At 66.5% G+C, this 13,619-nt stretch carries 15 protein-coding genes; 4 read left to right on the forward strand and 11 right to left on the reverse strand.

Translation table 11 applies throughout. The annotated features are described in order from the left end of the window. Positions 1 to 19: 19 nt before the first annotated feature. From AC5P67_RS15015 to AC5P67_RS15065, 11 genes are all read right to left on the reverse strand, one after another. On the reverse strand, positions 20 to 277 hold the full coding sequence (locus AC5P67_RS15015) for an acyl carrier protein (RefSeq protein ID WP_005411609.1): 258 nt from the start codon (positions 275 to 277) through the stop codon (positions 20 to 22). Between the two features lie 17 nt (positions 278 to 294). Then, positions 295 to 552 carry a phosphopantetheine-binding protein gene (locus AC5P67_RS15020; protein WP_005411610.1) on the reverse strand — a complete coding sequence of 86 codons (258 nt, stop codon included), beginning with the start codon at positions 550 to 552 and terminating at the stop codon, positions 295 to 297. Beyond that, entirely contained in the window at positions 539 to 1,336 is a 798-nt protein-coding gene (locus AC5P67_RS15025; protein ID WP_005414875.1) for a lysophospholipid acyltransferase family protein, read from the reverse strand. The genes AC5P67_RS15020 and AC5P67_RS15025 overlap by 14 nt, the downstream gene beginning before the upstream one ends. Further along, positions 1,329 to 2,072: a beta-ketoacyl synthase chain length factor gene (locus AC5P67_RS15030; RefSeq protein WP_005411612.1), complete on the reverse strand. Its 744-nt coding sequence runs from the start codon at positions 2,070 to 2,072 to the stop codon at positions 1,329 to 1,331. The genes AC5P67_RS15025 and AC5P67_RS15030 overlap by 8 nt, the downstream gene beginning before the upstream one ends. A gap of 217 nt (positions 2,073 to 2,289) precedes the next feature. Further along, positions 2,290 to 3,303 carry a cytochrome d ubiquinol oxidase subunit II gene (gene cydB, locus AC5P67_RS15035; protein ID WP_005414876.1) on the reverse strand — a complete coding sequence of 338 codons (1,014 nt, stop codon included), beginning with the start codon at positions 3,301 to 3,303 and terminating at the stop codon, positions 2,290 to 2,292. 1 nt (position 3,304) lies between these two features. Beyond that, positions 3,305 to 4,702: a cytochrome ubiquinol oxidase subunit I gene (locus tag AC5P67_RS15040; RefSeq protein ID WP_012481603.1), complete on the reverse strand. Its 1,398-nt coding sequence runs from the start codon at positions 4,700 to 4,702 to the stop codon at positions 3,305 to 3,307. 129 nt (positions 4,703 to 4,831) lie between these two features. Next, positions 4,832 to 6,031, reverse strand: coding sequence for an ABC transporter permease (locus tag AC5P67_RS15045; protein WP_012481604.1), 1,200 nt, complete (start codon positions 6,029 to 6,031; stop codon positions 4,832 to 4,834). Between the two features lies 1 nt (position 6,032). Then, positions 6,033 to 7,331 carry an ABC transporter permease gene (locus tag AC5P67_RS15050; protein ID WP_044571075.1) on the reverse strand — a complete coding sequence of 433 codons (1,299 nt, stop codon included), beginning with the start codon at positions 7,329 to 7,331 and terminating at the stop codon, positions 6,033 to 6,035. Positions 7,332 to 7,649: 318 nt separating this feature from the next. Then, positions 7,650 to 7,865, reverse strand: a complete 216-nt coding sequence (locus AC5P67_RS15055) for a hypothetical protein (RefSeq protein WP_012481606.1) — start codon at positions 7,863 to 7,865, stop codon at positions 7,650 to 7,652. Then, positions 7,862 to 8,515 carry an RNA polymerase sigma factor gene (locus AC5P67_RS15060; RefSeq protein WP_012481607.1) on the reverse strand — a complete coding sequence of 218 codons (654 nt, stop codon included), beginning with the start codon at positions 8,513 to 8,515 and terminating at the stop codon, positions 7,862 to 7,864. The genes AC5P67_RS15055 and AC5P67_RS15060 overlap by 4 nt, the downstream gene beginning before the upstream one ends. A gap of 37 nt (positions 8,516 to 8,552) precedes the next feature. Further along, entirely contained in the window at positions 8,553 to 8,882 is a 330-nt protein-coding gene (locus AC5P67_RS15065; protein WP_005414880.1) for a hypothetical protein, read from the reverse strand. A gap of 168 nt (positions 8,883 to 9,050) precedes the next feature. Between AC5P67_RS15065 and AC5P67_RS15070 the strand changes: the two genes are divergently transcribed. From AC5P67_RS15070 to AC5P67_RS15085, 4 genes are read left to right on the forward strand one after another with little or no spacing between them, the layout of a single operon-like run. Next, positions 9,051 to 11,423 carry a S9 family peptidase gene (locus tag AC5P67_RS15070; RefSeq protein ID WP_111193554.1) on the forward strand — a complete coding sequence of 791 codons (2,373 nt, stop codon included), beginning with the start codon at positions 9,051 to 9,053 and terminating at the stop codon, positions 11,421 to 11,423. Beyond that, positions 11,420 to 11,839 (forward strand): NUDIX hydrolase, encoded by a 420-nt coding sequence (locus AC5P67_RS15075; RefSeq protein ID WP_111118214.1) that lies wholly within the window; start codon positions 11,420 to 11,422, stop codon positions 11,837 to 11,839. The genes AC5P67_RS15070 and AC5P67_RS15075 overlap by 4 nt, the downstream gene beginning before the upstream one ends. Before the next feature lie 30 nt (positions 11,840 to 11,869). Continuing rightward, positions 11,870 to 12,430 carry a hypothetical protein gene (locus tag AC5P67_RS15080; RefSeq protein WP_012481610.1) on the forward strand — a complete coding sequence of 187 codons (561 nt, stop codon included), beginning with the start codon at positions 11,870 to 11,872 and terminating at the stop codon, positions 12,428 to 12,430. Between the two features lie 34 nt (positions 12,431 to 12,464). Beyond that, positions 12,465 to 13,586 (forward strand): hypothetical protein, encoded by a 1,122-nt coding sequence (locus AC5P67_RS15085; RefSeq protein ID WP_111193555.1) that lies wholly within the window; start codon positions 12,465 to 12,467, stop codon positions 13,584 to 13,586. Positions 13,587 to 13,619: the final 33 nt, after the last annotated feature.

The raw sequence follows: 13,619 nt of genomic DNA on the forward strand, positions 1-13,619 counted from the left end.
GGAGCCGCCGGCGCTGCGGTCAGGCGGCTGCCTGGTCCGGCAGCAACCCATGCACGACATCGACGATGTCCTGCACGGTGCGCACGGCCTTGAACGCTTCCGGCTGCAGATTGCGGCCCAGCAGCGGCTTGAGCTGCACGATCAGGTCGACCGCATCGATGCTGTCGATATCCAGGTCGTCGTACAGGCGTGCCTCGGGGGTGATCCGGGCGGTTTCGATCTCGAAGCTGTCGGTCAGGATGCTGACGATGCGTTCGAACAGTTCATTCTTGGTCATGGCAATTCCTGGCGCCGTTACGACTGGCGGGCGGCGACGAACTCGCCGAGCGCGCGCACGCTGGAGAAATGGCGACGGGTTTCTTCCGAATCGGCCGAGAGGCTGACACCGTACTTCTTCTGCAACGCCAGGCCCAACTCCAGCGCGTCGATCGAATCCAGGCCGAGGCCCTCGACGAACAGCGGCGCGGTCGGATCGATGTCCTCCGGCGTGATGTCCTCCAGCGAAAGGGAGGAAATGATCAATTCCTTGATCTCGTGCTCAAGTGCTTGCACGGGGCGGCTCTCCAGACAGGTCGAAATAACGAGAAAGGTGCTCGGTAACGCGGCGTGCCGCCAAGGCATCCCCCCTTGGCGAGTCGTCTTCGGCCAAGAAAGGCGCGATCGGGATATCTTCGCCGATCTGCAGCCGAACGTGAAAGCGACGTGAGGGGACACGATACCACTTCTGTCCCTTGGTCAGGGTTGGCGGGCTGCAGGTGATCCGCACCGGGGTGACGTCGATGCGGCCCCGTACGGCGATGTTGGCGGCCCCGCGCTGCAGGCGCGGCGGCTGCCCGGGCACGCTGCGGGTGCCCTCCGGGAAGATGACCAGGGTGCCGCCGGCATGCACCGCGGCCACGCAGTCATCGACCAGGCCGGCGCCATCGTCATTGGAGATGTAGCCGGCGGCCCGTACCGGACCGCGCATGAACGGGTTGCAGGCCACGGCCCGCTTGACCACGCAGTCGGCGTTGGGAAGCAGCGAGATCAGGCAGACCACGTCGATCAGGGTCGGGTGGTTGGCCAGCACCAGCAGGCCGTCACGCTGCAGGCGTTCACCGCCCTCGATCTCGTAGGTCATCACCCCCAGCCCGCGCATCAGCCGCAGATGGCTGGCGAACGCGACCTGGACCACGCGCCGGGCGCGCCGGCGACGGGCCACCGGGTCCCGCATCAGCAGCAGTACCGGCATCACCAGGACGCCGAGCAGCAGCCCGCCCAGGCCAAACGCAACAAAGCTCAGGCCGGTGCCAAACACCCGCCAGGCGTGGTCGAGGCGGCGCGGCAGCTCACTCACGGCGGCCCCAGCGCCAGCGCTGGCCATGGGCCACGTGCTCCAGCGCTGGCGCGCCGGACAACAGGAAGCGATGCAGGTCCAGCGCGTGCGGCAGCAGGCCGGGTACAGTGCTGGCCTGGCCGTCGGCCGGCTGCCACTGCAGCGCCAGCGTCGGCCGGCCCTCTGCTGGCGCGGTCAAACGCCAGCACCAGGCGAAGAACGGGTCGGGTTCGTCGGCGAACGTCGCGTAAACCTCCGGTAGCGGCGACTCGTAGACCACCACCCGTACCTCGCGGGCGCCATCGGCAAGCAGGGCGACGGCCTCCAGGCACGCGGCTTCGACCGTTGCCTGGCCAGCAGCCAATGCCAGGTAGTTGCCGCGATGGCCGCGGGCGATTGAATACAGCGCGGCGATCGCGTTGTGCACCGACAGGCCAAATCCGGTGGGCGACAACGGCTGGTCGCCGACCAGCGCCCCCAGCAGGTCCATCGAACGTGCGACGTCGCCATGGCGGCTGGCGAACACCAGCGGCACGTCGCTGTCGGCCCCCTGCCCGTCCTCGCACCAGCACGCGGTCTGGATCGCCATGCGGCCCAACCGCTCGATGCGACGGCGTTGCATTGCCGGAACCTCTGCCAGTGCCGGCGTATCCCCGCCGTGCGGCAGGTACGGCGCTTCGGCCCAGCCCAGCCACTGGCTACGCTCGCTCAGGCCGGGCGCCCACGCGGCCCAGTCGACGATGGAGAATTCAATCATTTAGCGTTGGTGCTTCAACGGGAGAACGATAGGCACGAGCCATTACGGCGACGCGCGGCGGCCCCCCATTCCTGCAGCCGTGCGTCCGTCCAGGACGTCGCCGGCTGCCCCCCTGGCTGCCGGAAAGGAGCGCACGCTAGCACGTCCCGCCCGGGGTGTGCAGGTTTCACATTCCCCAACACGGGGCCCGGCACCGGCGGGCCCCGCCTTCAACCCATCAGTGGTAACCGGTGTCGGCGTGCACCTTGCCGCGGAACACCCGGTACGACCACGCCGTATAGCCCAGGATGACCGGCAGCAGAATGACCAGCCCGACCAGGGTGAAGCCCAGCGAGGAGGCCGGCGCGGCGGCCTGCCACAGGGTCATCGACGGCGGCAGCAGGTACGGCCACATGCCCAGCACCAGGCCAAGGAAACCAAGCACGAACAGCGCCAGGCTGAGCAGGAACGGCGGCAGGTCGCGGCGCGGATGGGTCGCACTGCGCCACAGCGCGGCGGCCACCGCCAGGGTCAACAGCGGCACCGGCGACAGCCACCAGAAGTTGCCGTCGCTGAACCAGCGGGCCATCAGCCGCGAATCGAGGAACGGCAGCCAGCTGCTGACCAGGCCCATCGCTGCGATCACCGCCACCACCAGCGGCCGGGTCATCTGCCGTGCCAGCGCCTGCACGCGGCCTTCGGTCTTCAGGATCAGCCAGGTGCTGCCCAGCAGCGCATAGCCGGCCACCAGCGCGGCACCGGTCAGCATCGCGAACGGGCTGAACCAGGCGAACGGTCCGCCCTGATAGACGCCGTCCACCAGCGGGATGCCCTGCACCAGGGTGCCCAGGATCACGCCCTGGGCAAAGGTCGCCAGCAGCGAACCGAGGCCGAACGCCACGCTCCACAGCCGGCGCGATCGATGCGCCTTGAAGCGGAACTCGAAGGCCACCCCGCGGAACACCAGCGCCACCACCAGCAACAACACCGGCAGGTACAGCGCCGACAACAACACCGCATAGGCCTTCGGGAACGCCGCCAGCAGCCCGGCGCCGCCCAGTACCAGCCAGGTCTCGTTGCCGTCCCAGATCGGCGCGGCGGTGTTCATCATCAGGTCCAGCTGTTCCTCGTCCTCGGCGAACGGGGCGAGGATGCCGATGCCGAGCACGAAACCGTCCAGCACCACATACATCAGCACGCCGAAGCCGATCACCGCGAACCACGCCACCGGCAGCCAGGTCATCAGGTCCATGTCAGCGCTCCTCCAGCGGTTCGTCGGCCGCCGACAGCGGGCGTGCCGGGGTGTGGCTGCCGTGGTCCAGCGACGGCCCATCATCGTGCGGACGCGGTCCGTGGCGCAGGATCTTCACCAGGTACCAGATGCCCCAGCCGAACACGAAGGCGTAGCCAACGACGTAGACCGCCAGCGACAGCGCGGTCATCCACGCGCTCTGCGGGCCGACCGCATCAGCGGTGCGCAGCACGCCATACACCACCCACGGCTGGCGGCCCATCTCGGTGACGAACCACCCGGACAGCAGCGCGATGAAGCCGCTGGGCAGCATCCAGTTCCAGCCGCGCAGCAGCCACGGCGAATCCAGCAGCTTCCTGCGCCACAACTGGAAAGCCGACACCCAGGCCAGCAGCAGCATCAGCGTGCCCAGCCCGACCATGATCCGGAAGGCGAAGAACACCGGCGTCACCGGCGGCCGCTCGCTGGACGGTACTGAAGTGAGCGGGTCGAAGGTGCCGTCCAGGCTGTGGGTGAGGATCACGCTGCCCAGCTTCGGGATGGCAACTTCGAAATCATTGCGCTCTTCCTTCTCGTTCGGCAGCGCGAACACCACCAGTGGTACGCCCTCGCCCTCCTTGGTTTCATGCCAGTGCGCTTCCATCGCCGCAATCTTCATCGGCTGGTGCTTGAGCGTGTTCAGGCCATGCATGTCGCCGACGAAAATCTGCACCGGCACGGTCAGTGCCGCGAACGCCACCGCTGCCACCAGCATGCGCCGGCCCGCTTCCACGTGCGTGCCCTTGCGCAGGTACCACGCGCCGACGCCACCGATCACGAAACAGGTGGTGATGAACGAACCCAGCGCCATGTGCGCCAGCCGGTACGGGAACGAAGGATTGAACACCACCTGCCACCAGTCCACCGGATGCACCACGCCGTTGACCATCTCGTAGCCGGCCGGCGTATGCAGCCAGCTGTTGGACGACAGGATCCAGAACGTGGAGAACAGCGTGCCCAGCGCCACCATGCAGGTGGACAGGAAATGCAGGCGCGGCGAGACGCGGCCCCAGCCGAACATCATCACGCCGAGGAAGCTGGCTTCCAGGAAGAACGCGGTCAGCACTTCGTAGGTCAGCAGCGGGCCGATGACCGTGCCGGCCACCTCGCTCAGCCGTGGCCAGTTGGTTCCGAACTGGAAGGCCATGACGATGCCGCTGACCACGCCCATGCCAAACGACACCGCGAAGATCTTCTGCCAGAAGAAATACAGCTCGCGCCACACGGGCAGCTTGGTGCGCAGCCAGCGCCATTCGATGAAGGCCAGCCAGCTGGCCGTGCCAATGGTGAAGGCGGGGAACAGCACATGGAAACTGATGACGAATCCGAACTGGATCCGGGACAACAACAACGCGTCCAAGGGACGCCTCCTGCCTGTGACCGGTGGGATACCGGACCACTTTAGGAGGATTTCGTTAAGACGGGATGCGACCGGGTGACGCGCTGCTTCACTTTGTCGCAGGTGAAGCTGGGTGACAGGATGAATGGGCTACAAGGGCTTCAGCAGGGTCAAGGGCGGCTCCTTGGTGATTCGCAGGGCCTGGGGTACCAGTGCAGTCAAGCAGGCCCCCATCACCAGCACGACAGCGCTCGATATCGAGAACCACGGTGAACCTGTGCTGCCGTCCTGCGGCGACCCTACCCACTGCAACGACAACGCGCCGAGCAGGGTGCCCAGCGTGGTGAACAGTGAAACCTCGAACATGATTTCGGCAAAGATCACGGATCCGCGAGCACCCAATGTCCGTCGAACCCCAATGGAGTGCCGGCGCCGATCAAGCCACGCGCCCACAACTCCGGAAACGCCGGCCATCAGCACACCGAGAACAACGGCGGTCATGACCGCGAGCACGGTCGTAGCGAAGCGATCAGCTTTGACGTAGGCGTCGCGATAACCCGCCAGCGTCTCGACACCGGCTGGATGCATGATCCGATAAGGCCGCTGCAGCGCATCGGCGGTGCGATCAAGCGATGAACGATCAACCTCCGACCTCCACTTCGCCAGATAATAGCGACTGGCGCCCATGGGAAGGCCCGGGAGCAGCACCCACTGCGAATCTCGCTCATTGCCGCCTGGCGCCGGTCCAGCAACAGACGCAAATACGCCCACGATGACCCGGCTGCTGCCGGGGCCGAAATACAGGTGGCGGCCAACAGCATTCCCCGCTCCGAACAGATGGGCAGCCAGCGATTCACTGATCAGCACCACCGGAGCGCCTTCAACCATGTCCTCCTCCATGGCATCGCGCCCCAGGACGATTCCCGCGCCCAGCATCGCCAGCAAGCCAGAGCTTGCAGTTACAACGGGAACGCGATCACATCCAGCAACGTCTGCCGTGCCCGCGTTCATCGAATGCACCATGGCCGACTCACTGGTGCATACGCCGTATCGATGGGCTCTTCCCCCGAACGGAACAGCGTCGCTCACAACCGTGTCCTGAACACCGGGCAGCCGGATCGCGGACAGGTCTGCCCGCAGCACTGCCGCATCCGCGCCGTCTTCGACATCAGAGACTCTGACCACACCAATCGATGCTGCCTCCCGGATGCTCCCGGCGTTCAATCTGGCGAAGCTGTCCAGCGCAGATTGCAGTGCGAACGCACATGCCAGGCTTGCAAGCGCTGCCTGCACTGCAAGCAGTGCGGCGCTTCCCAAATGTCGTCGGGTCTCCCTCATCGATTCGAACATTTCAGGCAGCCCCCTTCGCGAAGGCACTCGACAGGGAGCTGACCCTGCAGATTTCAAACGACGGGACCAATGAACAGAGCAACGTCGTGACGACTCCCAGGCCAGCGGCCATCAGCATTGCCCCAGCATGCATCGCCGTTATCGCGCTGGGCAGAACGTCTCCCGCAGCAACCACCCGGATTCCCAGCGTGTAGGTGACGACAGCGAGCACACTGCTTGCGGCTCCCGCCGCGATGGATTCCCACATGAGCTGGATGAACACGTCCCGACGTCGCGCTCCCAGTGCACGTCGTATCGCGAGCTCCCGCCGACGGCGCCCCAGACTGAAGCTCAGCAGCGCCGCCGCGTTGACGATGCACACACCGAGAAGGATCAGTGACAGCCGAAGCTGCATCCTGGCCCGCTCCGGAACCAATCCCAGCCTGTCCAGCCACTCCATCAACGGCCAGAGTGCCACCTGCTGGGTGCCTGGTTCGATCCGAAGGCCCTTTGTCTGTGCATAGGCATCCAGATTCGCCCGGTAGGCGGCGACATCATCCGCGGTGGGCAGCCACGCCCACAATTGAAGCCATGACACGTTGGCTCCTGCAGGGTCCGTGTCCTGGTCACCCCCCCAGATCGCCGTCCCGTCCACAACAGTCAGCCTGTCCGCGATTGCGGTCTCAACCGGCAGGTAGATCTCGTCAGGTTCCACAAACGGCCGCCGTGTGAGATCTCCCTGAAACATCGGCACCGGATGCCAGTCCTCCGCGACACCCACAACAGTGTAGGTGCGCCTGCCCAGTTCCAACCGATGACCAACACAGTCCTGCGCACACTCGCGCTCGGCGAGCGCACGCGACAGGACCACTATACGACTCGCAGCATGCCCCTCCTCGGCGGTCCATGCGCGCCCTTCAACAACAGCAATGCCAAGAACACTGAACACTTCGGACGTTGCGAACCTCGCACGCAGCCTTGCGCTGGCGGCTCCCGGCCGGGAGAGCGTCACCGCCCCGCCCGCCATGGCGGCCTGCTTCCACGACCTCCCCTGGCCCAGAAGCGCCTTCGCATCCGGCCAGGTCAGTGCCTGTCCCGGATCCGGGGAACCACTGCGCAGAGCATCTGGACGCGCATCAAGGTACGGGCGGAACAATGCGGAGCTCCGGCCCGGCGCGGGATCCGACGATGCCTGGAGAACAATGGAGAGCATCACGGTCGTGATCCCCACCCCCGCACCCAGCATGAGAGCGATTGCCAGATGAGTGCCGATCCGTTGCTTGAATCGGGCAAGCGAAAGCTGGATGTAGTAGAGCATCATCCAATTGCATCCGGCGTTGGATTACTGGCGCACCTGTCCATGTGATTCTCACTCCATACCCGTGGAAGCTGATGGTTGAGAGTCTCTGATTGTGAAACTCCGACTCAAGCGGAGGCATGGAGTTTGCAACTTTCCTCAGGAAACACACGTAGCTCGCGGACCCTGGATAGAGCGACTGCCACTGATGACGAGGCCGACGTGACGGAGTCTGACGGGAAAGACCAACTGCCGACGTGGAGACAACGCCCGACGCTTGGATATCTGATCGGAAGTTGGAGGAAGAAGCGTCCCAAAGCAGTTGCGGGCGTCAATGTTCTTCTAGACCCAGAAGTACCAGGCCGCTGCAGCCAGCAGTGCGCCAAACAACAGCACCTGCACCACCACATAGCCCACGCCACTGTCGCGTGACTCAGCGGCAATGCGCTTCTGCAGCGCGTCACTCACATCCGGCGTTTCTTCCCGCTGCACCTGCTCACGCAACGCCTGCGCCAGCGCGCGCTCTTCCGCATCACGAGGGTCGGTCGATGGGTTCACAGCAGTTCTCCGGCAGTGGCATGCCGCGTCAGTTCCTGCTTCAGGACCTGGCGCGCGCGGTGCAGGTGGCTCTTGATGGTACCGCGTGCCAGTCCGGTCACCTGCTCGATTTCGGCCAGATCGAAATCCTCCAGGTAGTGCAGGCCGACGATCAGGCGCTGCGGTGCACTCAGCCGTTCCAGCGCCGCGCCGAGCTGGCGCCCTACCTGCAGCGCCTCGCTCAACTCAACCGGGCCCGGGCCTTCATCGCCGACACCCAGTTCCTCCGGCACCTCCACCGCCACCATCCATTGCGCCTCCAGCCGCCGCCGGCGCAGGTGCTGCAGCGCCGTGGTGTAAGCGACCCGGGAAACCCAGGTGCGCAGCGAGGATTCAAAACGAAACCGGTGCAGCTGGCGGAACACTGCCAGGAAGGTCTCCTGCAGCAGATCGGGCACTTGGTCGCGGTCGCCGACCATGCGCCCGATCACTTGCGCGCAGGTGCGCTGGTGGGTTTCAACCAGTTGCGCGAAGGCCGACTGCGAGCCATCGATGATGGCCCGCACCAGGGCCTGGTCCGCGTCGAGCGGCTCGGCGGGCGGTGCCGCCGATACTGCATCGTGGCGGCGACGGCCCCGCAGCGCCGACAGTGCTTCGCCGAGCAGGCTCATCTACGGGGCGCCCCCTGTGCCCGTGGCATGCGCCGGCTCAGCCCTTGCGTGCGGCGGGGCGGGTGAAGTGCCAGGCCAGCAGCTGGCCCAGGCCGGCACTGCCGACCAGCGCGGCAGCGGCACCAAAGGTCAGGTCACGCGCACCGATGGCCTCCAGCAGGGCCATGGCCAGCGCCAGGCAGACCAGGCTGATGCCCCAGCGCAACGCCCCCTGGCGGCGCCGCTCTTCTTCCAGCACGGCCAGCGAGCGGATCACTTCCTCCGGCACGTGCGGGGCCACCAGCTTGCTACGCGCGCGGGCATCGGCAATGGCGTGGATCGCGTAGGCGATGCAGATGAAGAGGGTGATCGGGATCAGTTCCTGCATGGTCGGGCTCCTGTTCGGTGGATGATGCGGGTTCAGGAGAATGGATGCGCGAGGCCGGCCAGCGGTTGCACTACTTTGCCAATCCCTCTGCCATGACCTGTGGCCCCTGCCCCCGGCCCGTGCGGCTGCTACGCTTGGCCGGTTTTCCTCTACTGGTGCCGTCCGCCCATGTCCCGAGTGCTGCCCCTGTCCCTCCTGCTGTCGGCCGTGCTGGCCGCACCGGCTGCGCATGCCGCGCCGACGCCGATCACCATCGAACAGGCCATGGCCGACCCGGACTGGATCGGCCCGCCGGTCGAGAAGGCCTGGTGGTCGTGGAACAGCCAGCAGGTGGAGTACCAGCTCAAGCGCAACGGTAGCCCGGTGCGCGATACCTTCCGCCAGCCGGTGGCCGGTGGCGTGGCCGCGCAGGTGGCCGATGACCAGCGCGGCACCCTGGACGTGGCCGAGCCGGTCTACGACCGCAGCCGCAGCCGCAGTGCCTTCGTGCGCAATGGCGACGTGTTCGTGCGCGACCTGCGCAGCGGCGCGCTGACGCAGCTGACCCGCAGCAACGAGCGCGCGGGCAACGTGAACTTCGCCGCCGACAATGGCGTGATCTGGCGCGTCGGCCAGAACTGGTTCCACTGGACCGCCGCCAGCGGCGTGCAGCAGGTGGCCAGCCTGAAGGCCGAAAAGGATCCGCGTACACCGCCGAAGGCCGACGTGCTGCGCGACCAGCAGCTGCGCACGCTGGAAACCCTTCGCCGCGACCGTGACCAGCGCGAAGCACTGAAGGACCAGGACCAGCGCTGGCGCCAGGCCGACCCGACCCGCGCGCCGGGCCCGGTGTACCTGGGCGCCGACGTGGAGATCGCCGACAGCGTGCTGTCGCCTGACCTGACCCACCTGGTCGTGGTGACCAAGCCGAAGGACTTCGATGACGGCCGTGGCGGCAAGATGCCGCTGTACGTGACCGAGTCGGGCTACGAGGAAACCGAGGACACCCGCACCCGCGTCGGCCGTAACGGCTTCGAGCCGCACACGCTGTGGTACGTGGACGTGCGCACCGGCAAGGCCGAGAAGGTTTCGCTGGCCGGCCTGCCGGGCATCAGCACCGATCCGCTGGCCGAGCTGCGCCGCAAGGCCGGCAAGGACGCGCTGAAGGGCGAGCGCAGCCTGCAGGTGATGAGCGACTTCATGGGCGGTGGCATCCGCTGGAGCCCCGATGGCCAGCAGGCCGCGGTGATGCTGCGTGCCAACGACAACAAGGACCGCTGGATCATCAGCGTCAACGCCGCCGACGGCCGCGTGCAGAACCGCCATCGACTGACCGACACCGCCTGGATCAACTGGGGCTTCAATGATTTCGGCTGGATGGCCGATGGCCGCACGCTGTGGCTGCTGTCGGAGGAATCGGGCTTCTCGCACCTGTATACCCAGTCCGGTACGGGCAAGCCGCAGGCGCTGACCAGCGGCAAGTGGGAAACCTCGGCGCCGGTGCTGTCGGCCGACGGCAAGGGTTTCTACTTCCTGTGCAACCAGCAGGCGCCGCATGACTACGAAGTCTGCGCGGTCGACACCGGCAGCCGCCAGGTGCGCGAGCTGACCAGCCTCAACGGCGTGGAAGACTTCTCGCTGTCGCCGGACGGCCAGCAGCTGCTGGTGCGCTACTCCGGCGCCTACCTGCCGGCGCAGCTGGCCGTGGTACCGAGCACCGGCGCAGGCCAGGCCCGCGTGCTGACCGACACCCGCACTGCCGAGTTCAAGGCGCGCCAGTGGATCCAGCCGAAGCTGGTGGCGGTGCCGTCCAAGCATGGCGCCGGCGTGGTCTGGGCCAAGTACTACGAGCCCGAAAACAAGGAACCGGGGAAGAAGTACCCGATCGTGATGTTCGTGCACGGCGCCGGCTACCTGCAGAACGTGCACCAGCGCTACCCGGCCTACTTCCGCGAGCAGATGTTCCACAACCTGCTGGTGCAGAAGGGCTACATCGTGCTGGACATGGATTACCGCGGCAGCGAGGGCTACGGCCGCGACTGGCGTACGGCGATCTACCGCAACATGGGCCACCCGGAACTGGAAGACTACAAGGACGGCCTGGACTGGCTGGTCGACACCCAGCAGGGTGACCGCGACCATGCCGGCATCTACGGTGGTTCCTACGGCGGCTTCATGACCTTCATGGCCCTGTTCCGCTCGCCGGGCACGTTCAAGGCCGGCGCCGCGCTGCGCCCGGTGGTGGACTGGCACCAGTACAACCATGGCTATACCAGCAACATCCTCAATACCCCGGACATCGATCCGGAGGCGTACCGCGTGTCCTCGCCGATCGAATACGCGCAGAACCTGCAGGACAACCTGCTGATCGCCCACGGCATGATGGATGACAACGTGTTCTTCCAGGACTCGGTGAACCTGACCCAGCGCCTGATCGAACTGCACAAGGACAACTGGTCGATCGCACCGTACCCGCTGGAGCGCCACGGCTATGTGCGCGCCGATTCCTGGCTGGACCAGTACAAGCGCATCCTCAAGCTGTTCGAGCAGAACCTGAAGTGAGCAACGCCGCGGCCACGATCCACATCGTGGCCGCGGTCATCCTGGATGACCGCGGCCGGGCGCTGGTGGTACGCAAGCACGGCGCCAGCCGCTTCATCCAACCGGGCGGCAAGCCCGAACCCGGCGAAGCGCCGCTGCAGGCGCTGGCCCGCGAACTGGACGAAGAACTCGGTGTGCAGCTGTGCGCCGAAACCGCCATCGCGCTGGGCACCTTCGAGGATTGGGCGGTGAACGAACCCGGCCATCGCGTGCAGGCACAGGCCTGGTGGGTGCGGGTGGACGGCACGCCACAGGCATGTGCCGAGATCACCGAACTGGCCTGGGTGCCACTGCAGCCGCCGCATGGCCAGCCCTTGGCACCGTTGAGCGAACACCATATCCTGCCGGCCGTCGCCACCCGGGTGACGGCCCGCTGATCGCGCGGGCACCGATTGCAAGGACACCGGATGTCAATGTCGATCCCGCCGATTCCCTCGCTGGTCCAGCCGACCTATCACGCCTGGGTGCGTCCGATCGCACACGCTTCGTTCTGGCTGTCGCTGCTGCTCACGGTGTGCTTCGTGATGCAGGGACTGCTGCTGTGGCCGCTGCACAACCTTCCGATCTGGCATCTGGTTGAGAGGGAAGTACAAGACCAGCACCTGCACAGCCTGACCTGGCTGTTGGCGCATCCGGTGGCCGCGTCGATGATTGCCGCGCTGCTGTGCCTGGCCTCGACGCTGGCCAGCTGGGGCCTGCTGCGCGAGCGCAGCTGGGGCCTGTGGAGCTTTGTGGTGATCCTGCTGCTGAGCGCATTGGCCAACTTTGCGATCGCCGGCTGGTTGGACGTGTTCATGCGTGACGTCATCCCGTTTCTCTCCGACGACGCCGTCCTGCAGCAGGAACTCCATCTGAAACGCTGGTTGATCACGCTGACCGTGGTGGCCATGTCATTGGTGCTCCTCGGCCTGCAGGGCTGGCTGGCCTGGCGCCTGTTGCGGCCGGACCTCCGCTCGCGCTTCCACTGAGCCCTCCCCTTTCCCGCACGACAAGGACCGTCGCTTGCGCTTGCCGACCCTTCTCCCCGCATTGCTGCTGTTGACTGCGCTGCCTGCCAGCGCCGACGCGCTGCAATGTGGCGAATACCGCAGCGCCGATGGCGGCATGGCGCTGGTGTTCACCAGTCCCGGCAGCGGCTACCACCACGATGAGGGCAGCGAGCCGCAGCCGCTGTGGGTTGATCGCGGTGCGGCACAGACGCGGTTGGTCATGCTCGACGATGGCGTGGCGCAGCCGATCCGGATCAGCGCCGATGGGCAGCGCATCGAGCACGACGGGGTGGTGCTCTACATCCTGCGCCAGCCCCGCGCCTGCGCCAGCGAGCCCAGCGCGATGGACGGCAGCTGCCGCGCCGCCGGCAGCCACTGCGTTGCACGGCTGCCCACGGCCTCACCCGGCCAGGCCCAGCGTGCGTGCAGCGAAGGCGTTGGCGCGGGCTGCTCGGCGCTGCTGCGCCAGCTTCGCGATGGAACAACCGTAGCCGGCAGCGATGACACCAGCCCCGCGCGCTTCGAACGCCCGCCCATCTGCCGCGAACACACGCCCGGCCATGACCCGCAGGCCTGCGAGACGCTGACCGGCGATGCGCTGGCCGCCGCCATGCAGAAGGTCGGTGAACGCCTGCAACAGGAAGACGAAGACATGCCGGATTCACCGCTTCCGGCCGCTGCACGCGATCGCCTGCAGCAGTTGTGCCTGCAGCAACGTGGTGGCCGCTTCTGCGTCGAAGTAGCCGCACAGCAGCTGATCGCGCTGGAGCCCGCATTGGCGGTGCAGGCGCTGCAGGTGGTCTGCGATGCCGGCCGCGCCAGCGCCTGCGAACGCATCGCACCGCTGCGCGGTCCCGGCGCCGACCTGCGCCTCGTCCCGGCCCAGCAGGTGCCCTGCGGCCGCTACCAGGCCGATGGAGGCGTGATCGACAGGCTCGACTTCGGCGATGGCACCCGGGCCCGCCTGCAGAACGGCGCCATCCACATGCAGCAGAACGGCGAAACCCTTGTGCTGCGCCAGCTCGGCAACGGCGATCTGCTCGGCATGGATGCGCAGACCGCCTACCAGCGTTACCAGCCCGTGCCCGGCACGGCAGAATGTACGCCCCCGCGCGAGGGCCCTGGTTCGCCGTAGCGCCTGGAGTTTCCCGTTCGATCGTCAAGGAGA

The sequence above is a fragment of the Stenotrophomonas sp. YJH_SMC_21 genome, assembly GCF_059369555.1.